At 72.5% G+C, this 19850-nt stretch carries 14 protein-coding genes; 5 read left to right on the top strand and 9 right to left on the bottom strand.

Translation table 11 applies throughout. From position 1 onward, the window contains the following. Positions 1-119: 119 nt before the first annotated feature. Positions 120-629, bottom strand: a complete 510-nt coding sequence (locus DK427_RS05990; RefSeq protein WP_109950461.1) for a hypothetical protein — start codon at positions 627-629, stop codon at positions 120-122. A gap of 80 nt (positions 630-709) precedes the next feature. Here DK427_RS05990 and DK427_RS05985 point away from each other — a divergent pair, with 80 nt between their 5' ends. Together DK427_RS05985 and DK427_RS05980 are read left to right on the top strand one after the other, a co-directional pair. Continuing rightward, on the top strand, positions 710-1420 hold the full coding sequence (locus DK427_RS05985; protein ID WP_109950460.1) for an SIR2 family NAD-dependent protein deacylase: 711 nt from the start codon (positions 710-712) through the stop codon (positions 1418-1420). Between the two features lie 217 nt (positions 1421-1637). After that, on the top strand, positions 1638-1859 hold the full coding sequence (locus tag DK427_RS05980; RefSeq protein WP_109950459.1) for a hypothetical protein: 222 nt from the start codon (positions 1638-1640) through the stop codon (positions 1857-1859). A gap of 291 nt (positions 1860-2150) precedes the next feature. On the opposite strand, the gene DK427_RS05975 is transcribed toward DK427_RS05980, so the two are convergent. The 3 genes from DK427_RS05975 to DK427_RS05965 form a co-directional block, all read right to left on the bottom strand. Continuing rightward, positions 2151-2528, bottom strand: coding sequence for a hypothetical protein (locus tag DK427_RS05975; RefSeq protein ID WP_109950458.1), 378 nt, complete (start codon positions 2526-2528; stop codon positions 2151-2153). Positions 2529-2636: 108 nt separating this feature from the next. Then, positions 2637-4988, bottom strand: coding sequence for a xanthine dehydrogenase family protein molybdopterin-binding subunit (locus DK427_RS05970; RefSeq protein WP_109950457.1), 2352 nt, complete (start codon positions 4986-4988; stop codon positions 2637-2639). After that, positions 4985-5461 carry a (2Fe-2S)-binding protein gene (locus DK427_RS05965; RefSeq protein ID WP_109950456.1) on the bottom strand — a complete coding sequence of 159 codons (477 nt, stop codon included), beginning with the start codon at positions 5459-5461 and terminating at the stop codon, positions 4985-4987. The genes DK427_RS05970 and DK427_RS05965 overlap by 4 nt, the downstream gene beginning before the upstream one ends. 539 nt (positions 5462-6000) lie before the next feature. On the opposite strand from DK427_RS05965, the gene DK427_RS05960 reads away from it, so the two are divergent. After that, on the top strand, positions 6001-6246 hold the full coding sequence (locus DK427_RS05960) for a hypothetical protein (protein WP_109950455.1): 246 nt from the start codon (positions 6001-6003) through the stop codon (positions 6244-6246). 196 nt (positions 6247-6442) lie between these two features. On the opposite strand, the gene DK427_RS05955 is transcribed toward DK427_RS05960, so the two are convergent. After that, positions 6443-8431, bottom strand: a complete 1989-nt coding sequence (locus tag DK427_RS05955) for a potassium transporter Kup (RefSeq protein ID WP_109950454.1) — start codon at positions 8429-8431, stop codon at positions 6443-6445. A 317-nt stretch (positions 8432-8748) separates the two neighbouring features. Here DK427_RS05955 and DK427_RS05950 point away from each other — a divergent pair, with 317 nt between their 5' ends. Then, positions 8749-9444 carry a MarC family protein gene (locus DK427_RS05950; RefSeq protein WP_109950453.1) on the top strand — a complete coding sequence of 232 codons (696 nt, stop codon included), beginning with the start codon at positions 8749-8751 and terminating at the stop codon, positions 9442-9444. A gap of 21 nt (positions 9445-9465) precedes the next feature. Here DK427_RS05950 and DK427_RS05945 read toward each other — a convergent pair whose 3' ends face one another. Beyond that, positions 9466-10524, bottom strand: coding sequence for a hypothetical protein (locus tag DK427_RS05945; RefSeq protein ID WP_245930818.1), 1059 nt, complete (start codon positions 10522-10524; stop codon positions 9466-9468). Between the two features lie 275 nt (positions 10525-10799). Here DK427_RS05945 and DK427_RS26655 point away from each other — a divergent pair, with 275 nt between their 5' ends. Further along, the gene (locus DK427_RS26655; protein ID WP_204165278.1) at positions 10800-10961 is read left to right on the top strand and encodes a hypothetical protein; all 162 of its coding nucleotides are present in this window, start codon (positions 10800-10802) and stop codon (positions 10959-10961) included. 6 nt (positions 10962-10967) lie between these two features. Here DK427_RS26655 and DK427_RS05940 read toward each other — a convergent pair whose 3' ends face one another. The 3 genes from DK427_RS05940 to DK427_RS05930 all read right to left on the bottom strand — a co-directional run bounded on the left by DK427_RS05940 (position 10968) and on the right by DK427_RS05930 (position 19696). After that, on the bottom strand, positions 10968-12008 hold the full coding sequence (locus DK427_RS05940) for a cytochrome-c peroxidase (RefSeq protein ID WP_109950452.1): 1041 nt from the start codon (positions 12006-12008) through the stop codon (positions 10968-10970). A 114-nt stretch (positions 12009-12122) separates the two neighbouring features. After that, on the bottom strand, positions 12123-14372 hold the full coding sequence (gene pbpC, locus DK427_RS05935) for a penicillin-binding protein 1C (protein ID WP_109950451.1): 2250 nt from the start codon (positions 14370-14372) through the stop codon (positions 12123-12125). Between the two features lie 38 nt (positions 14373-14410). Further along, positions 14411-19696: an alpha-2-macroglobulin family protein gene (locus DK427_RS05930; protein WP_109950450.1), complete on the bottom strand. Its 5286-nt coding sequence runs from the start codon at positions 19694-19696 to the stop codon at positions 14411-14413. Between the last annotated feature and the right edge of the window lie 154 nt (positions 19697-19850).

Raw genomic sequence — 19850 nt, 5'->3', positions numbered from 1 at the left:
GTCCTCCCTTGCCGGATGCCGCCTCGCGGGGCCCGTCAAGGTTGGACGACCGTCGGCACTCCCCTCATCCCGGCGACGGGGCACGACGTGCGCGGCGACACGGCATCGTCACGCTCGGATCACCGATGCCCGGATCCCGGTTGGCGCGCGCGGGCCTCGTCCGGCCCGTCATGGCGGCCTGCGACCAGCCAGTAGACGAGGCCGGCGGCGGCACCCGCCAGGAACAGGATCGCGGTGAGCCGGGCCTCGGCGAGCGGCGCGCTGCCGGGCCGGGCGGCGCCCCGTCCGAGCCAGGGCAGAGACGCGGTGAGCAGGCCGCAGCCGGCCCCGTACCAGGCGAGGCCGCGCAGGCGCAGGGTCTCGCCAAGGGCCGCGACCAGTACGGGCGGCACCACGAGGAGCCAGAACAGCGCCCGGGCGAGACCCGCCAGCAGCAGCGCCAGCCCCTCCGGCGGCAGGCCGGCCGACAGGTCGGAGAGCGCCCCGTCGAGCCCGGCGAGCGCGCCCGCGGTGAGCCACGCGCCCGCCACCGGATCGACGAGCAGCGCCAGGACGAGCACGCCCGTGCTCGTCGAAATCGCGAGGAGCAGGGCGAGGCCCGCCACGAAGAGGCGACCGAGAAGGTTCATCGCGGATGACTCGTCCGGGGTCGAGGGCCGCGGCAGGCGGGACGCCTTGCGGGCCGGCCCTCATGCTATAGCTGGCGGGCATGCTCGGACAGCCGCGACAGATCTTCGTCCTCACCGGAGCCGGCGTCTCGGCCGAGAGCGGGCTCGGCACGTTCCGCGACCGCGGCGGTCTGTGGAGCCGCTTCGACCCGATGCGGCTCGCCACGCCCGAGGCCTTCGCGGCCGATCCGGACCTCGTGCTCGACTTCTACAATCACCGCCGCCGCGACGCGCGCGCGGCCGAGCCGAACGCCGCGCACCGGGCGCTCGCCCGCGCAGCCGACACCCTGGCGGCGCGGGGCGGGCACCTGTTCCTCTGCACGCAGAACGTCGACGACCTGCACGAGCGCGGGGGCTCGGCGGAGGTGGTGCACATGCACGGCGAGTTGATGAAGGCGCGCTGCACCGCCTGCGGCACGGTTTCGGAGCGGCGTGAGGACATCCTGCGCGCCGATCCCTGCCCGCATTGCGGCGCGGCGGCGCTCCGGCCGGACGTGGTCTGGTTCGGCGAGATGCCCAAGCACCTCGACCGGATCGAGGCGGCCCTGGCGCGGGCCGACCTGTTCGTGGCGGCCGGCACCTCGGGCTCGGTCTACCCGGCCGCCGGCTATGTCGGCCTCGCGCGGGCGCGCGGCATTCCGACCTGCGAGCTGAACCTCGATCCGTCCGACAACGCCGATGCCTTCGATGCGGCGAGCTACGGCCCGGCGAGCGAGACCGTCCCGGCCTTCCTCGCGGAGCTGGGTCTATAGAGACGACGAAGTGCTAGATGCCTGACAAAACTTGCAGTTTTCTTCTCTAACCGCGCCACTGACTTGCGCACGATGCGCTTTTTCGGCCCGAATCATGTGTCGGCCAAGTGTCAAGACATGGACCGTTCTGCGTCCCGGGGGTTACAACCGTCGAGCTTGGGCGAGTCGTCGCGGTCGCGCCCAGGCTCGTTGAAGCCACAGGGGGACGAGAAGACCCATGCAGAACTTCACCGTAACCGCCCGCGAGCGCGATACCGTTCTGGCAGCCCTGCGCTACTACCAGTTCTACCGGATGCAGGGGCATCCGTTCGATCCACGCCAGGATCACCTCATCGACGCCATCGCCAGCCACACCGGCGAGGCCCTCGACCTCACCGAGATCGACGATCTCTGCGCCGGCATCAACGGCAACGAGCACGCGCTCGCCGTCAACGCCTAGACGACGTCGCCGCCTTCCGCGACGCGGCCGGTCGGGTGCAGAGGCGGCGCGCAGCGCCCCGAACCCCGACCACAAGGCCCTAGCTCCGGGGCGAGCGGTCCGCCCGCTCCTCCCCGGAACCCTCCCCCTTCTCAGGCCGCCCCCGGGGATTGCGGCGCCCCGGCAGGATCTTCGCTGCACCGGGACGAGGGCGCGCAAAGCCCCGTCACGGATGACCGCCTAGTCGCGGCGGGGCGAGAGAACCCGCGCCCGGCGACGCGCTAATTTGGAGCCGATTCGGACGTGCGCCCCTCAGGGCGCCGCCTTCAACGCCTGCTCGGCCCGCGCGACCGCGGCCTCGCAGCCCTTGGAATCGCCCTTGGAATCCGCGGTGCGGGCCTCGTCGAGGGCGACCTTGGCCTGCTGCGCCGCGTCCCCGCCCTTGCCGGCCTGGGCCGCCTTGTCGGCGGGGGCCGCGCGCGGATCGCTGCCGCCGGCCGTGCCCGTGACGCCCTCGCCCTCGCGCCGCGCCGCCGTCTCCTTGCCGCTGGTGGAGGCGGAGATCGCCTCGGTCGCCTCGCCCCGCACCTGCTTCGACAGGGCGTCGATCCGCTGCGAGCACGGCGAGGCCAGCGCCGGAGCGCAGAGGGTGCAGGCCAGGGCCGCCGCGAGCCACGCGTTACGCTTCATCCCGAACGATCCTCTCGGAAGACAAAAAAGGGGCCGCGGGATCCCTCGATCCCGCGGCCCATCAACGTTCCGTGCAGCCCTGCGGCTCCCCGATCAGCCGCTGGTGCCTCAAGCGCTGGTCGCCTGCGCGCGGATCGGCAGCTGGCGCACGCGCCGGCCGGTCGCGGCGAAGACCGCGTTGGCGATCGCCGGCGCGATCGGGGGCACGCCCGGTTCGCCGACGCCGCCGAGCGGGCCGTCATAGCCGGAGGACGGGATGATGTGCACGCGGACTTCCTTCGGGGCGGCGTCGATCCGGACGATCTCGTAGCCGTCGAAGTTGTTCTGCTGCGCGCGGCCGTCCTTGAAGGTGATCTCGGAGGTGAGCGCGAGACCCATCCCCATGATCACCGCGCCCTCCATCTGCGAGCGGATGCGCTCCGGGTTCACCTGGGGCCCGCAATCGACCGCGATGTCGATGGCGTTGACCTTCACCTCGCCCTTGGCATCGACCTCCACCTCGGCCGCCGCCGCCGTGTAGGTGACGAAGCTGTAGTGGCCGGCGATGCCGAGCCCGCTTCCCTTCTCCAGCTTGCGGCCCCACTTGGCCCCGTCCGCCACCGCCTCGATCACCCGGCGCAGGCGCCCGGTCTCGATGGGGTAGCGCTTCGGGTCCTCGCCGTAGTTCCAGACGTCGCCGATCTCGATCGGGTCGATCTTGCGGGCCGGTCCGATCAGCTCCAGCAGGTACTCCTTCGGGTCGCGGCCCGCCTTGTGGGCGAGCTCGGCCACGAAGGACTGGATCGCGAAGGCGTGCGGGATGTTCGAGACCGAGCGGAACCAGCCGATGCGGACATGGGCGGGCGCCGCCGGGTTCTCCAGGCGGATGTTCTTGATGTTGAGCGGGTTGTTGACGAGCCCCATGCCGAGCTCGAACGGCAGCTCGTGCTTCGGGTCGGGCGCGAAGATCGAGCCGATGGTCGGCGCGACCGAGCGGTGGAGCCAGGCCACCGGCATGCCCTTCTCATCAAGCCCCGCCTCGATCCGCTCGACCGAGATCGTGTGGTAGTAGCCGTGGTGCAGGTCGTCCTCGCGGGTCCAAGTCAGCTTGACCGGGGCACCGTCAACGGCCTGGGAGCAGAGCGCCGCCTCGACCACGTAGTCGGGCTTCGACTTGCGGCCGAAGCCGCCGCCGAGCAGCGTCACGTTCACCCGCACCTTGTCGGCGGGCAGGTTGAGCCGCTTCATCAGGCGGTCGTGCGCCGCCTGCGGCCCCTGTGTGCAGGCCCAGGCCTCGCACCGGCCGTCCTTCACCCGCGCGACCGCGGCCGGGGGCTCCATCGGCGCCTGGGCGAGGTGGGGCACGAAGTACTCTGCCTCGTGGCGCGACTTGGCCTTGGCCATCGCCCCGTCCACGTCGCCCTGGTTGCGCACCACCTTGCCGGGCTGGCGGGCGGCGGCCTCCAGCTCCTTGCGGAAGGCGTCGGTGTCGTAGGTTGCGTTCGGGCCGTCGTCCCAGGTGATCTTGAGCGCGTCGCGGCCCTTCATGGCCGCCCAGGTGTTCTTGGCGATCACCGCGATGCCGCCGAGCGGCATGAACTCGGAGGGGATCTCGCCGCCCTCGATCCGAACCGTCTTGACGACGCCCGGCACCTTCAGGGTCTCGGCATCGTCCACGCTCTTCACCTTGCCGCCGTAGACCGGCGGGCGGGCGATCACGGCGTAGAGCATCCCGTCGAGCTTGATGTCGGCCCCGTAGACCGCCTTGCCGGTGGTGATGTCGTGGTTGTCGATCAGCCCGATCTTGCCGGTGCCGATGTAGCGGAAGGCCTTGGGGTCCTTCAGCGTCACGCTCTCGCGGGCCGGGACGGCCAGCGCTGCGGCGGCCTCGGCCACGTCGCCGTAGCCGAGCTTGCGGCCCGACTTGGCGTGGAGGAGCTGGTGGTTCTCGGCCCTGACCTCGGAGGCCGGCACGCCCCACTGCTTGGCGGCGGCCTGGATCAGCATCAGCTTCGCGGCGGCGCCCACGTGGCGGAAATGCTGGAAGAAGTGGCGCAGCGAGCGCGAGCCGTCGGTGTCCTGGTTGCCGAAGCGCTCCTCGTCGCCGTAGGCCTGGGTGACCTTGACCTTGGCCCAGTCGGCATCGAGCTCGTCGGCCACCACGAGGGCGACCGAGGTCCGCACGCCCTGGCCCATCTCGGAGCGGTGGTTCGTCACCGTGACGGTCCCGTCACGCGCGATGGCCACGAAGATCTTCGGGTCGTCGCGCCAGCCGTGCGGCATGCCGTCGGCGCCGAACTTCTTGGCCTTCTGCTCCTCGGTCTGGCCCTCGTCGGCGCGCGCCCGGTCGGAGAGCGAGAGCGCCAGCACGAGGGCGCCGAGGCCGCCCAGCACGCCGCGGCGGCTGGCATTGGCCAGGATCGGGGTTGACGCGGCGGCGCCGCTCTCACGCTCGGCCATCATCTTGAGTTCGTGGATCACAGGCGCTCTCCCTTGCTGGCGGGCGCCTGACCGGCGGCCTGATGGATCGCCGCACGGATGCGCGGGTAGGTGCCGCAGCGGCAGATGTTGCCGCTCATCGCCTCGTCGATCTGCTGGTCGGAGGGCTTCGGCGTGTCCTTGAGCAGGGCGGCCGCCTGCATGATCTGGCCGCACTGGCAGTAGCCGCACTGGGCGACGTTGAGGTCGCGCCACGCGGCCTGGACCGGGTGGTTGCCGTCGGGCGAGAGCCCCTCGATCGTCACGACCTCCTGGCCCTCGGCCGCCGAGACCGGGGTGACGCAGGAGCGGGCGGCGGTGCCGCCGAGATGGATCGTGCAGGCGCCGCAGAGCGCGGCGCCGCAGCCGAACTTGCTGCCGACGAGGCCGAGCTCGTCGCGCAGGTACCAGAGGAGCGGCATGTCGGGATCGCCGTCGAAGCTTCGCGGCGCTCCGTTCACGGTGAGTTTGATCATCGCTTCGTCCTTCTCGCCCGCAGCGCGCGAGCGCTGACGGCCCCGCCTCGGGGACGGGCCTCGATGGATCCAACCGGCGCGGCGCCCGCGGGGTCCGGGCCACCCGGATTTCCGGGCAAGCCGGGACGAGGGCCGGCCGCGGCACGGCCCGTGGGCCGGATCGCGGCGCCCCCCCGGTGCGCGCTCTCAGGTCAGAATAAGAAGCGTTCTAGACATGCCGATGTCGCCGGGCAACGCGGGCATGAGGCCGCACGAAGCACGAGGCCGGCGCCCAGCGCATGGTATGTGACGTTCCGCACACGCCATGCCGTGAGACCCGCGACCCGGGCGAGCGACCGTCCCGGCAACGGCCGAGGCAACCGCGACCGATGCCCCGCGTTATCGAAGCAGCACAAGCTCGGCCGTAAGACGATTCCAGGCCATCAACAGGAAAGGCCCGGGGCTGTCCGATCCGGCAAGCATTCGATCACCTGCTCACCGCCATCCTACGGCGCCGCGGAACGGCGCAACCAGCATCGCGAACGGAAAGTCCTGAGATCATGAAGGCACTCGGCGCCCTCACCCTCATCGCCCTCCTGGCCGCTGGCCCGGCGCTGGCCGAGCCCAGCGCGGCCCAGCGCGCCGCATGCACGCCGGACGTGATGCGCCTGTGCGCCTCCGCCATCCCGAATGTCGGCGCGATCAAGACCTGCCTGCGCGCCCAGCGCGCCAGCCTGAGCGCCGAGTGCCGCGTGGCGGTGGATGCGGGCGAGGGCCAGCGGACGCGGGCGGCGGCGCGGTCCTGAACCACGTAACTCTCCCTCCCCCCTCTGCGGGGGAGGGTGGCCCCTGCGTGAGCAGGGGTCGGGAGAGGGGACCCCAGTTTCAGGCACACGCGCGGCCTTCATGCAGGGCACAGCCCAACCCTGAAGCGTCGCTCCCCTCTCCCGACCCGCTTCGCGGGCCACCCTCCCCCGCAGAGGGGGGAGGGAGAGCGGAGCCCTACACCGTCACCTGCGTACCGACCTCGACCACGCGCCCCGTCGGGATCTGGAAGAAGTCCGTGGCGTCGTTGGCGTTCTTGGCCAGCGTGATGAAGATGCGGTCCTGCCAGAGCGGCATGCCGGAATGCGCCGCGGGCCGGATCGAGCGGCGCGAGAGGAAGAACGACGTCGCCATGATGTCGAACTTGAAGCCCTGGCGGCGCAGCAGCGTCAGGGTCTTGGGAATGTTCGGCGTCTCCATGTAGCCGAATTTCATCACCACCTTGTAGAAGTGCGGCCCGATCGGCTCGATGCGGACCTTGTCGGCCTCGTTCGAGCGTGGGGTGTCGACCGTCTCCACGGTGAGCACGACGTTCTTCTCGTGCAGCACCTTGTTGTGCTTCAGGTTGTGCAAGAGCGCGGCCGGGGCGATCTCGGGATCGCTCGTCAGGAAGACGGCGGTGCCGCGCACGTGGTGGGGCGGGCTCTTCTCCAGCATGCCGACGAGTTCCTGAATCGGCACGTCGGTCTTGCGGGTCTTGTTGAACAGGATCGTGACGCCCCGCACCCAGGTCCACATCAGCACGATCAGGCCGCCCGCGAGGATCAGGGGCACGTAGCCGCCCTCGAAGACCTTGAACAGGTTCGAGAGCAGGAACAGGAACTCGATCACGATGAAGGGCAGCATCACCGCCGCCGACAGGAGGGGCGACCAGTGCCACATCCGCCACATCACCAGATAGGTCATGGTGGCGGTGAGCAGCATCGTGCCGGTGACCGCGATGCCGTAGGCCGAGGCCAGCGCCGAGGAGGTGCGGAACACCACCGCCAGCGCCACGACGCCGAGCAGCAGCAGCGTGTTGATCTGCGGCAGGTAGATCTGGCCCGAATGCGACTCGGAGGTGTGGCGGATCTCCATGCGCGGCAGCAGGCCGAGCTGGATCGCCTGGCGCGAGAGCGAGAAGGCGCCGGTGATCACCGCCTGGCTCGCCGTGACGGTGGCGAGCGTGGCCAGGATCACCATCGGCAGCAGGCCCCATTCGGGCACGAGCTGAAAGAACGGGTCCGAGGTGTCGGGCTTCTCCAGCACGAGGGCGGTCTGGCCGAGATAGTTCAGGGCGAGCGAAGGGAAGACCAGGCCGATCCAGGCGACCTGGATGGGCTTTCGCCCGAAATGGCCGAGATCGGCGAAGAGCGCCTCGGCGCCCGTGACCGCCAGGAAGACGGCGCCGAGCGCGATCAGCGCGCCGCTGCCGTGGCCGAGCAGGTAGTGCACCGCGTACCACGGGTTGAAGGCCGCGAAGACCACGGGGTTGCGCGCGATGTGCGGCAGGGCGGCGGCGGCGAGCGCCAGGAACCACACCACCATCACGGGCCCGAAGAAGGCCGCGACCTTGCTGGTGCCCCGGCTCTGGACCAAGAACAGGGCCACGATGATCACCACCGTGATCGGCAAGACGTAGTGCTCGAAGGCGGGGGTGACGAGCTTCAGGCCCTCCACCGCGGAAAGCACGGAGATGGCGGGCGTGATCACCGCGTCGCCGTAGAACAGGGCGGCGCCGAGAAGCCCCAGCGTCAGCACGATGCGCGAGCCGCCGAGCGCCTTGCGGGCCAGCGCCATCAGCGAGAGGATGCCGCCCTCGCCGTTGTTGTCCATGCGCAGCAGGATGACGACGTACTTGACCGTGACGATCAGGAACAGCGCCCAGAGGATCAGCGAGGCGGTGCCCAGCACCTCCTCGGCGAGCAGGATGTTGTCGGAGCGGGACGGCCCCAGGGCCTCGCGGAAGGCGTAGAGCGGGCTCGTGCCGATATCGCCGTAGACGACGCCGACCGAGCCGACGACGAGCCCCCAGAAGCCCGCGGGCCGGTGGCCGGTCTCGTCGTCGAGGGAGCCCGCGGGGGTCGTCAGGGTCTCGGTCGGGGCAGGCCCGGCACCGGGCGCGGGGCCGGGCTGGTCCGCGGCCCTGGGGTCTGCCGGGACGCTCGGATTGGCGGATTGCGTCATCGGATGTGATCGAGGCTCAGGCCTGTCCGGCGCTTCGCTGGAGTGATCGGGATCCTCACAGGAGGATGCGACGGGAACGCGGGAAGCACAGCCGGCCGCGCACGGCCGGAACAGCCGGCGCACAAGGGATCTGAGGCGCTAGCTAGCACGCCCCCGCCCGGCCGGGAACAGTCCCTCTGCCGAGCAGGATTGAGGCCAGACCGAGGTCGCGTGCGCAGCGAATCCGTCCGTTCGGATCCGGCGCCCGCTCCGCACCCGAGCCCGCGATGCTATAGGCGGCCGCGTCACGGGGATCATCACTGGAGCGGTCGCGCAGCATGAGCATCGAATCGGCCGTCCAGAGCTTCCTGTTCGCGCTCTCCAGCCTGTTCTCCATCGTCAACCCGGTGGGCGGGGCGCTGATCTTCGCGCAGGTGACGGCGGCCAACAGCCACGCCGAGCGCGTCGAGCTGGCGCGGCGGATCGGGGTCTACGCCGCGCTGGTGATGCTGGCCGCCCTGTGGGCCGGGGCGCCGATACTGAACTTCTTCGGCGTCTCGCTCGGCGCGCTCCGGATCGCCGGGGGCCTCGTCGTGGCGGCCTCCGCCTGGGGCCTGCTCAACCGGCCGGAGGCGCGGGAGGCCCGCAAGCAGGCGGAGGTGGGCGGCGAGGTCGGGCCGAAAGAGGCGGCCCGCAGCCGGGACGCGCTGGCCGAGATCGCCTTCTTCCCGCTCACCCTGCCCTTCACCACCGGGCCCGGCACCATCGCGGTGGCGATCACGCTGGGCTCGAACCGACCCGGACCGATGGCGGACCGGCTCGGTTTCTACGTCGCGGTCTCGTCGGCCGCGCTCTGCGTCGCGCTGCTGGTCGCCCTGCTCTACGCCTCGGCCGACCGGGTGGTGCGCCTGATCGGGCCGGTCGGCGCCCGCGTGCTCGGGCGCCTCTTCGCCTTCCTGCTCCTCTGCGTCGGGACCCAGATCACGATCAGCGGGGTCACGGACGTGTTCGGCCCGATGTTCGCCGGGCGCTGACGGCGCCCGGCCGCTCTCGCCTCAGATCACCGGCACCCCGGCGAGCCCGGCCGGCGCCCCGAACAGGAGGGCGTGGCCGACATAGTAGAGGGTGAGGAAGCCCGCGAGGGCCGCGCCGTACCAGGCGGGGGCCAGCGCCACGTCGCGGACCCGGACCGCGGTGCGGGCGTCGTCGGCGGCGATGCCGAGCAGGACCACGATGATGCCGGAATGCCCGATTGCGTCGACCTTGCCGAACTCGAAGATGGCCGAGATGAACACCGCCGCGAGGATCACCGCGCTCGTCCGGCGCACCAGCGGCGTCCAGACCAGGGCGAAGGCCAGGGTGAACTCGATCACGCCCGCGGCCTTCATGAACAGCTCCGGCGAGGCGCCCATGGTCATCTGCGGCTTGGCGGCGATCAGCGGCGCGGTCCAGTCCGGATAGGCCCACTTCTCGACGGAGGCCCACATGAGCGTGACGGCGGCGGCGTAGCGCACCACGTCGAGGGGGCGGATGCCGAACAGGGTGCGGCCGGTGCCGGTGAGGACGAGGTAGGCGGCCACTCCGAGGAAGACCGGGTAGTCGGCCAGATGGAAGACGCCGTAGGTCCAGGTCGCGTAGCCGAACAGGAACACGATGCCGAGGCCGGTGAGCGCCATCGTCTGCCGCCAGATCAGCAGGGCGGCGAGGCCGAGCTGCAGCCACGGGATCCAGGCGGCGTCGGTCTTCAGCTCCGGCGTCAGGATGATGCCGCCGAGCGACCAGAGCGAGACGAAGAAGAAGCCGAGCGTCGCCCGGACCAGCGTCTCGGTGTCGGCCCGGACCCGCGAGGTCACCCGATCGAGGGCGTTGAGCAGCGCGGTGCCGAGCGGGGTGCCCTCGGCGAGGCAGCCGAACATCAGGCAGAGCAGCGAGAGTGCCACGAGCCACTCGAAATCGGCGCAGAGCACCTGCTCGAGGCCGCGGGGCTGGCCCGCGACATCGAAGGCGCAGAACCACTTCACGTGGGCGCTGGCCTCGGTCGCGATCGGGACGAGGGGCAGGGCGAGGAGGGAGGCGAAACCGAACCGGGACCCGTACCCCTGGGGCGAGCGCATGAAAGCCTCGGCAATAGGTAAGTCCGTCGAAAGCGGACGGCCCTATTTACGGAGGGTTCATCTTAATCGCCAAGGTGGCGTTAAGACCTCCTTAGGGAAACAGTTAACGCTGTGAGTAGCGTGAAGAAGCCGGGATCCTGCCTGTGCGAGGCCGGTCCAGCCGGTCGCCTTGTCCACAGCCGCACCCGCCGCCGGCCGAACGTAAGGCTTTCCTCAGAGCTTGTCGGAGAAGGTCGGCCGAGCAGCCTGCTCGGGCCGCGCGGAGGAGATCCCGAATGATCGGTCTTGCAAGCCTCGCCAGCCTCGGCCTCGGTGCGACGCTGGCCGCGCTCGCACCCCGCGCGGGCCTGAGGGCGGCGACCTGCGAGACCTGCGGCGGCCTGTTCCTGATCTCGGGTCTCGCGCTTCTCGGCTCCTGCCTGCCGCTGTTCCGATAGGGCCGGTCAGGGCTTCGGCGCCGCGGCCGGGATGTCGGCGACGGCGACCGATGACGCGGCACCGGCGTTCAGCGTGTCGAGGAAGGCCAGGATATCGGCCTTCTCGGCGGCGCTGAGATTCAGCGGGCGGATCTCGCTGGAGCGGCTCGGCCGGTCGATGCCGCCGCGGTCGTAGAGGTCGATCACCGCCGCGAGGCTGTCGAGAGAGCCGTCGTGCATGAAATGAGCGCGTCCGCGCAGCTCGCGCAGCCCCGGTGTCTTGAAGGCGTATTGCAGCGCCTGGGAGGTCGGCACGAACCGCCCGCGGCCGACATCCTCGCCGCGGCCCACGCCGACGTCGTGGAACGAGCCGTCGCTGAAGCTCCAGCCGCTGTGGCAGGCCGCGCAGTTCGCCCGGCCGTTGAACAGGTCGAAGCCGCGCTTGGCCGCCTCGGAGATGGCGCCCTCGTCGCCCGCGACCCAGGCGTCGAAGGGCGCGGGCGCGGAGACGATCAGCCGCTCGAAGGTCGCGAGCGCCGCCTCGATTCGCTCGCGGGTCACCGCCGGATCCGGGAAGGCACCCGCGAAGGCGGCGGCGTAGCCGGGATCGGCCGATAGGCGGCGCACGGCCTCCTCGGCGCTGAGGTTCATGTTGCCGGGTGCGCTGATCGGCCCGAAGGCGACCGCTTCGAGATCGCGGAACTTGCCGTCCCAGCCGAACCGGCCCTCCTGCCAAGCGAGGTTCAGGAGGCTCGGGGTATGGAACTCCATGTCGCCACCGGTCCGGCCGAGCGCGCGGCGGAGCCCGTCGGTCCAGGCCAGGTCTGGCTGGTGGCAGCTCGCGCAGGAGCGCGTGCGGTCGCCCGAGAGGATGGGATCGAAGAACAGCCGGCGACCGAGCTCGGCCTTGACCCGGCTGTAGGGATTGGATTCCGGAAACGGGATCGATTCGGGCGCACGATACTCGGCGCGCCACGCGGCGCGCTGCGGCGCCGGCGCCTGAGCGACCGAGACCGCGATGCCCATCGTCAGAGCCGCCGAGACTGCGGCACCCACCTTCCACGCCATGGCAGACCTCACGGGCCCGTTCTAGAGCGGCGGCGGTTAGGGAGGTGTGAACGCCTATCCTGGGTTAAGTTGGCGGCGTCCGGCAGCCGCATCTCGCATCGCCTGTTGCATCGCTCACTCGACCCGCACGACGACGCTGTCGCTGCCGCCGGCCGCGTCGATGACCGAGATCCGCACGAAGCCGCTGCCGTCCGGCACCCAGGCGGATTGCCGCCGGGCGCTCACATCCACGGGCAGGCTGTTCACCATCCAGGTGAGTGGCGGCACCCCACCGAGCGCCTTCAGGGCGAGGCCGGCCGGCGCGCCCTCGCCGTGGCCGACATCGACGCGCGAGCCGTCCGGCGGATAGGCGATCCGCAGCGGCGCCGTGGCCTGTCCCGGCGCCCGCGGGATGTCGGCGCGCAGGTGCCGCAGCGGCGGCGGCAGGGCCGCGCTCGTGGCGCTGAGCGTGCCTGGCGGGCGCGCGACCGGCTCCGGCTCGCCGCCGAAGCGGCTGAAGGCGTCGAACAGGACCGGCGCGGCGACACCCCGCCCGACGAGCCCCGGCACCGCCGCCCCGTCCGCCCGCCCGAGCCAGACCGCGACGGTGATCCGCCGGTCGAAGCCGACCGCCCAGGCGTCGCGGTAGCCGAACGAGGTGCCCGTCTTGTAGGCGATGCGGTTCGGCAGCGCGTTCTCGGGCGGCGGCGCGCCCCGCAGGGTGTCGGCGACGTACCAGGCGGCCACCGGCTCGGCGATGCGCCGCTCGGATTCGGGCGCCGCCGCGCCGGCCCGCCGGACGACCTCCGGCACCGAGCCGCCGCGCGCGAGGCCCGCGTAGAGCCGGGCGAGGTCGGTGAGCGTGATGCCGAGGCCGCCGAGCGCCACCGGCAGGCCGGGCGCGGCCTCCCGCGGCAGGATGATCCCCGCCCCGCCCGCCCGCAGGCGGGCAATGAAGCGGGCGGGCCCGACCGCCTCCAACAGCTCGACCGCCGGCACGTTCAACGAGAGCTGGAGCGCGCGCCGCGCCGTCACGGTTCCCTGGTAGGTGAGATCGAAGTTCTCCGGCGCGTAGGTCGCGGCGAAGCGCGCGGGCCTGTCCTCCAGCAGGGTCTCGGGATGGGCGAGGCCGTTCTCGAAGGCGAGCGCGTAGATGAAGGGTTTCAGGGCCGAGCCCGGCGAGCGGACGGCGAGCGTCATGTCGATCGCGCCGCGCCGCGAGGCGTCCAGGTAGCCGGGGCTGCCGACCTGGGCCAGCACCGCGCCGGTGCGGTTGTCGAGAACCAGGATCGCCGCCGACAGGCCGGGCCCCGCGGCGGCCGCGCGCTCGGCGGCGAGCGCTTCCAGGCTCGCCTGGAGCCGCCCGTCGAGACTCAGGCGGACGATTGGGCTCGCCGGATCGGCCGCGACCGCCGCCTCGGCCGCGTGGGCGGCGCGCATCGGGAAGGGGCGGCGCTCGCTCGGCACCGGCTCGGTCTTCGCGGTCCGCGCCTCGGCCGGCGTGATCACGCCGCGGGCGGCGGCGATGTCGAGCACCCGGTCGCGGGCGCGGCGGGCGCGCTCGGGGTGGCGGTCGGGCCGGCGCGCCTCGGGGGCCTGCGGCAGGGCGACGAGGAGCGCCGCCTCGGCGGTGGAGAGCCGGGCGGGCTCGCGCCCCAGATAGGCGAGCGCCGCCGCCCGAACGCCCTCGACCGGGCCGCCATAGGGCGCGAGCGCCAGGTAGGCGTCGAGCACGCCGGCCTTGCCGAGGCTCGATTCGAGCTCGCGGGCGCGGCGGATCTGGCGGAGCTTCGCCGAGAGCGAGCGCTCGGGGCGGGGCTCGACTAGGCGGGCCACCTGCATCGCGAGGGTCGAGCCGCCCGAGACGATGCGCCCGTGCCGCAGCCACTGCCAGCCGGCCCGGGCGAGGGCGGCCGGATCGACACCGGCATGATCGGCGAAGCGCCGGTCCTCGTAGGCCGTGAGCATGGCGAGGAAGCGCGGATCGACGCCCGCGGCAGCGACCGGCAGCCGCCAGCGCCCGTCCGCGGTGGCGAAGGGGCGCAGGAGCTGGCCCGCGCGGTCGGTGACGATGGTGGAGCGGAGATTCGCGGGCGCGAGATCGAGGGGCGGGAGAGGAGCGGGCCAGGCGAGCCAGAGGGCGGCACTAGCGGCGAACGGTACGGCAGCGAGGGCAAGGCCCCGCCACGCCCTCCCTCCCCCCTCCGCGGAGGAGGGTACCCTGCGCAGCAGGGGGGGAGAGGGGACCCCAGCCTCAGGATCGGGCTGCGCCTTGCATGAAGGCCGCGCCTTCTCCGGAACCTGGGTTCCCCTCTCCCGACCCTCGCTGACGCGAGGGCCACCCTCCCCCGCAGAGGGGGGAGGGAGATCCGTCGGCTCGGGCATCGCCCTATCTCGCCTTCCCCTGCCCTACTTCCCCTGCCCTACTTCGCCGCCCCGACCTCGACCGTGCCGAAGGCGGTGCGGCCGTAGCGGTCGGGGCGGTACATGTCCTCCACCAGGGCGCCCGGATGCAGGTAGCGCCCCGGCGAGACCGCCCGCACCGTGTAGGCCACGGTGAAGAAGGCGGATTGCTCCGGCGTGCGGTCGTAGGCCGCCACGAAGCGGTCGTCGCGGAACTCGATGTGGACCGGCGCGACGTCGCTCTTGGCGAAGCTGAGGCCGGTGAGCGCGTCGGCGTCGAGGAGCTTGGGGTTGTCGATCTCCAGCCCGGCGGGCAGGCGATCGACGAGCAGCAGGCGGGCGGCGCTGGCCTTGGCCTCCGTCACCTTCAGCACCACCACGAGCCGGTCGTTCTGGCGGATGCCGCGGGCCGGATCGACCACCGAGCCGTCGAGCCGGTGGTAGGTCCGCTCCACCGTGTAGCCGCGCGACTCGGCGGGCTCGGGCGCCAGCGGGTTGCCGTTGATGCCGAGCGCCACCTGCACGGGGGCGGCCCCCGTGTTCACCACGCTGACCGGGCGCGCCTCCAGGGCCGCCCCGCGGAAGCTGCGGGCGAGCGGCCCGTTCTGGGGCGCGCCGTCGACCGTGAAGGACAGGCTCTCGGCCTCCTTGGTCAGGCCGGCCGCGGCCAGCACCAGCCAGGCATTCTCCTGCGTGCTGGTGGTGCGCCCCTGCGCCCGCTCCTCGCCGATCACCGCGGCGACGGGGGGAAGCGCCTCGCGGGCCATGCCGGTCTCGGCGGCCAGCGTGATCAGGCCCGCCCCGTCGCGCAGGCGCGAGCCGTAATCGGCCCGGTAGTCCCGCCCGTCGCGGGCCCCGCGCAGGGCGCCAAGCGCCGAGTCGAGCGCCTTGCCGGCCCGGGTCCGGTCGCCCAATAGCGCCAGCGCGGCGGCGATCTGGGCGCGGCCCAAGGGCGTCGCGAAATCACCGATCTTCGTGTCGGCGAGGTAGCGCAGGTCGCCCATCACCGGGCGGCCGTTGCGGGCTAGCACGTAGGCCGCGTAGGCGAGGTCGGCGCCCCCGTCCCGCACCTCGGTGGTGTTGGCGACCGCGTTGCGCAGGCGGTCGAGCGCCAGGGCGAACGCCGTCTGCGGCACCGCGAAGCCGCGCTCGCGCGCCCGGGTGAGAAAGTCGGTGACGTAGGCGTCGAGCCAGAGGTCGTTCGAGGCTTGCGCCGACCAGAGGCCGAAGCCGCCGCTCGAATCCTGGCGCGCCAGCACCCGGTCGATCGATTCGCGCACCCGCTCGTCGAGCTTGTCGTCGAGCGCCAGCTTGTCGAGGGCGGCGAGCCGGTTGACGTAGAGGAGCGGCATCGCCCGGCTGACCACCTGCTCGGAGCAGCCGTAGGGGTAGCGGTCGAGGGCCTGAAGCAGCGCCGGCACGTCGAGGCCCGGCAGCGCCGAGGCCGCGACCGAGACCGTGCCGGTGCCGGGCAGGATGTCGGCCAAGAGATCCGGCGAGAGGGTGAGGCCTGCGCCGGGCGCCAGGGTCTGCACGGTCCGGCGCAGCATCGGCCCGGTGCCGGGGCCGATATTGAGCGCGAAGCTCTGGCCGACGCCGCCGGGCAGGCCGGGCCCGGAGAGGGTGAGGTCGAGCCGGGCCAGCCCAGGGCCGGCCGCGGTCAGCGGCAGGACGAGCTGACCCTTGGCGCCCGCCTCCAGCCGCATCGCGCTGTGCACCGCCTCCGCCCCGACGAGGACCGGGCCGGAGAGGTAGAGATCGACCGTGTACGCGCCGCCCGCGCCCTCGACATTGTCGAGCGCCACGAAGATGCGCGAGCGGTCGCCGACGTTGAGGAAGCGCGGCAGCGTGCCCGTGAGCACCACGGGGTCGCGCACGATCACGTCGGCCTGGGCCTGGCCGGTGCGGCCGGCGCTCCAGGCGGTCACCATCACGCGGGCGGTGCCGTTGAAGGCGGGCACCGGGAATGTGACCCGCGCGGTGCCGTCCGCTCCCACCGCGACGACGCCCGAGTAGAGCGCCAGCGGCGCCTGGGTCGGGGGCGAGTCGGCGAGTTCCCCGCCGGCCCCGTCGCCGCCGGAGCGGATCGCGCCCTGCGTGCCCTGCATCCCGTCGATCAGGTAGCCGTAGACGTCGCGGATCTCGGATCCGAGCGCCTTCTGGCCGAAGAAGTAACGCGTCGGGTCCGGCGCCTCGTAGCGGGTGAGGTTGAGGATGCCGACATCCACCATCGCGACGGTGATGCGCGCCTCCTCGCCGGCCTTCAGCCCGGCGAGCCGCACCGGCAGGGTGAGGTCCTGCCGCGGCCGAATTTTCTGCGGGGCCTCAACGGAGACGTCGAGATTGCGCGCCGCGCGATCGACCGAGAACCACGCCAGCCCGAGCGCCCGGCCCGGCAGGCGCTTGGCGGCCTGATCGAGCGGCCGGTAGGCGGTGGCGACGAGATACGCGCCCGAGCCCCAGGCCGCCTTCACCGGGATGTCGACCGTGGTGCCGCCCTCCGGCACCGCCACGTCCAGCACCTCGTGCACCCGGTCGCCGACGACAGTGAGCGTCGCCCGGCCGCGGAAGCGCGGGTTCAGCCGGGCCCGCAGCGTGTCGCCCGCCGCGTAGGCCCCCTTGTCGAGGGTGAGGTCGAGGAGGTCGGGCACGTCCGCGGTCTCGGAGCCGCTCCAGCCGACCTGGAAGGTGACGCTCGCGGTCGCCCCCGGCCGGCCGGGCACGCTCGCCTCCAGCCGGTAGGTGCCGAAGCCGACCGGCGCCGAGATTTTTGCCGGCTCATCGGCCTTAAGGGTCAGGGTCCCGTTCGCGAGGCGGCGCACCTGCTTCACCGGCTCGAAGGACCAGCGCCCGTCCGCCCGGTACCACTGGTAGGTCCGGTCGATCCGCGACAGGGTCCAGGCGACGCCCTCCTGCGCGAGGCGGCGCCCGTCGGGGGCCGCCATCACCACGTCGAAGGTGGCGGGCGCGCCCTCCGCCAGTTCCCGGAACCCCTTGCGGATGGCGAGCACCGGCTCGGCCGGCAGGATCGGCAGGGTGACGCTGCGCGAGAGCGCCCGGCCGCCGGGCTCGCCGACCGCCAGCGTCACCTTCGCCTCCAGCGGGCGCGGACTCGCGGGTGCCTCGACCGGCACGGTCACGGTGGTGCGGCCGGAGGCGTCCGTGGTGGCGCGGGCCTCGATCTCCCGGTTGGTCGCCTCGAAGGGCTCGTCGTCGAGGCCGACCGAGAAGCCGTCGAGCCCCGGGATGCCGCTGCCCTGCGCGGCCAGCACCGCGACGCTGCCCGAGACCTCCAGCCCCGCGCCCGGGGCGCCGTAGAGATAGCGCGCCGCGACCGCGATCTCGGCGGGCTCGTCCCGCCGGAGCGTGGGGTGAGCCGGCTTCAGATCGACTTCGAGGCGCTCGGGGACGTAATCCTCTACGAGGAAGCTCGCCTCGCCGACCGCCGGCGCCTTCGGGTCGGTATAGGCCGCGATGCGCCACGTCCCGTGCTGGGCGCCCGAGAGCAGCGGCAGCGAGAGGGCCCGGCCGCCGAGCCCCTGGTCGGCCACCTGCACCCGGCGATACTCGACGCCGTCCGGCCGCTTGACCACCAGCGTCAGGGGCAGGTTCGGGATCGCGGCGCCGCGCGCGTCGCGCAAGAGCGCGGTGACCTGCACCGTCTCGCCCGAGCGGTAGACCCCGCGCTCCGGGAAGACGTAGGCCTCGACCGCGCCGGCATCCGCCCGGCCCTTCACGCCGCGGTCGGTGAGGTCGAAGGCCGAGAGGTTGAGGTCGAGGAAGCCGTAATCGTCGCCGACCTGCGCCACCACGAGGCCCGGCGCGATGCCGCCCTCCCCGCGGGCGAGGCCCGGATCGAAGGCGGCGTAGCCGCGCTTATCGGTGCGCCGGGTCGCCAGAACCTCGTTGTTGCGCGCCACCAGCCGGATCTCGGCATCCGCCACCGCGTCGGCCGAGGCCAGCGAGCGCAGGAAGACGTGGACGCCGTCGCGGCCCTTGAAGGCGGTGAGCCCGAGATCCGAGACCACGAACCACTGGGTCGCGCGCTGCTCGTAATCGCCGTCCTCGGTGCCGGTCCCGGCGGGCCGCGCCTGCATGATGTAGAGGCCGGGCTCCAGTCGACCCACCGCCTGGAGCACCGGGAAGGCGGTCACCGCCTCCTGGTTCAGCTCGGCCTTGGCTGTCTCCAGCTCGCCCTTCCAGACCCGGACGCCCTTCTGATCGGCGATGGTCTGGGCGGTGGCGCCGCTGAGCTGGCTCAGGAACTCCTCGGAGCGGAGCGCGGGCAGCAGGCCGCGGTCGCCGATGCGCAGCACCTCGACCTCGAGCTTCGGCGCGTTGACCGAGAGCAGCGGCACGCCGGCCTGGCCGGTGCGGGGCAGGACGTAGTTGCGGCCGGTGAAGCGCACCTGGGGGGCGCGGTCGCGCACGTAGATCTCGTAATCGGCGGCCTTCAGGAGACTCTCGCCGACCGCGGAGGGCAGGCCCTGGCGCAGCACGATGCTGTAGCGGCTGCCGTGCTTCAGCCCGTCGACGCAGACCTGCTGCGCTTCAGCCGTCACCGCCGCGTTCGCCGCGCCCGCCACCGCCACGAAGGGCGCGAAGTCGGTCTTGGGCGCGAGGCTCTCCGAGAAGGTGAAGCAGGCGCGCGGGGCGGCGGCGTCCGAATCGACCTTATAGTCGAGGATGCGGAAGCCGTGCTCGGCCCGCAGCTCCTCGTAGGTCTCGCGCACGCTCTCCTGATCGTCGAGCGCGAGGCTCGCCCGGTAGGCCTCGATCGCCGGCCGCCAGGCGGATTGCCGCCCCTGCGCCTCGCCCAGGAAGGCCAGCGCCCGCGCCTCGGCCTGGGGCGTGCTCGATCGCAGATAGGCCGTGTAGGCGGCGGCCAGCGCGGCCTGCCGGCGGCGGTAGCGCTCGCTGTAGGTGCCGGCCTGCTCGTCGTTGCCCAGCGCGTCCGCCGCTCGGGCGTAGGCGAGCCAGTTCTGCGGGTCGGCGGGCTCGGCGGCGACGGCGGCGGCCAGCAGCGGCAGCGCCTGGGCCGGGCGGCCGGCCTGGACGAAGGCCTCGCCGTCGCGCCGGGCCTGCGCGGCATTCCGGTTGCCGCCCCGGGCCTCATCCTTCAGGGCGGCCTCCAGGCGCACCCCGGCGCTGGCCAGATCCTCGCGCACGAAGCTCTTCTTCGGAACGGCCTTGCCCGCGAGGCGGGCCGCGGGGGCGGGCGGGGTCTGGGCCGCGACCGGTGCGGCCAGGGCGAGAGCGCCCGCGAGCAGGGCCCATCCGTGCCGGAGCCTCGACGAACGCGCCATGACCTGCTCCGCGGCTGCCTGCGTCACACGCGCCGCGCCCGAATCCCGGCGGCGCGGGCCGGACCGTAGCATTTCGGCGGGTGGCCGCAATCGCCGCGCCGGATGCGGCGTCCCAAAGATCGGTCCTGGCGGACCGGGCTCGCCCCTCCGTCCG

It is taken from the genome of Methylobacterium radiodurans, from assembly GCF_003173735.1.
Lineage (GTDB): Bacteria > Pseudomonadota > Alphaproteobacteria > Rhizobiales > Beijerinckiaceae > Methylobacterium > Methylobacterium radiodurans.
This window is presented reverse-complemented; position numbering and strand designations above follow the sequence as displayed.

What these genes read in the sequence shown, in the direction of transcription:
- DK427_RS05990 (WP_109950461.1), bottom strand. Translation starts at nt 629, where the DNA reads ATGAACCTTCTCGGTCGCCTCTTCGTGGCGGGCCTCGCCCTGCTCCTC.
- DK427_RS05985 (WP_109950460.1), top strand. Translation starts at nt 710, where the DNA reads ATGCTCGGACAGCCGCGACAGATCTTCGTCCTCACCGGAGCCGGCGTC.
- DK427_RS05980 (WP_109950459.1), top strand. Translation starts at nt 1,638, where the DNA reads ATGCAGAACTTCACCGTAACCGCCCGCGAGCGCGATACCGTTCTGGCA.
- DK427_RS05975 (WP_109950458.1), bottom strand. Translation starts at nt 2,528, where the DNA reads ATGAAGCGTAACGCGTGGCTCGCGGCGGCCCTGGCCTGCACCCTCTGC.
- DK427_RS05965 (WP_109950456.1), bottom strand. Translation starts at nt 5,461, where the DNA reads ATGATCAAACTCACCGTGAACGGAGCGCCGCGAAGCTTCGACGGCGAT.
- DK427_RS05960 (WP_109950455.1), top strand. Translation starts at nt 6,001, where the DNA reads ATGAAGGCACTCGGCGCCCTCACCCTCATCGCCCTCCTGGCCGCTGGC.
- DK427_RS05955 (WP_109950454.1), bottom strand. Translation starts at nt 8,431, where the DNA reads ATGACGCAATCCGCCAATCCGAGCGTCCCGGCAGACCCCAGGGCCGCG.
- DK427_RS05950 (WP_109950453.1), top strand. Translation starts at nt 8,749, where the DNA reads ATGAGCATCGAATCGGCCGTCCAGAGCTTCCTGTTCGCGCTCTCCAGC.
- DK427_RS05945 (WP_245930818.1), bottom strand. Translation starts at nt 10,524, where the DNA reads ATGCGCTCGCCCCAGGGGTACGGGTCCCGGTTCGGTTTCGCCTCCCTC.
- DK427_RS26655 (WP_204165278.1), top strand. Translation starts at nt 10,800, where the DNA reads ATGATCGGTCTTGCAAGCCTCGCCAGCCTCGGCCTCGGTGCGACGCTG.
- DK427_RS05940 (WP_109950452.1), bottom strand. Translation starts at nt 12,008, where the DNA reads ATGGCGTGGAAGGTGGGTGCCGCAGTCTCGGCGGCTCTGACGATGGGC.
- pbpC (WP_109950451.1), bottom strand. Translation starts at nt 14,372, where the DNA reads ATGCCCGAGCCGACGGATCTCCCTCCCCCCTCTGCGGGGGAGGGTGGC.
- DK427_RS05930 (WP_109950450.1), bottom strand. Translation starts at nt 19,696, where the DNA reads ATGGCGCGTTCGTCGAGGCTCCGGCACGGATGGGCCCTGCTCGCGGGC.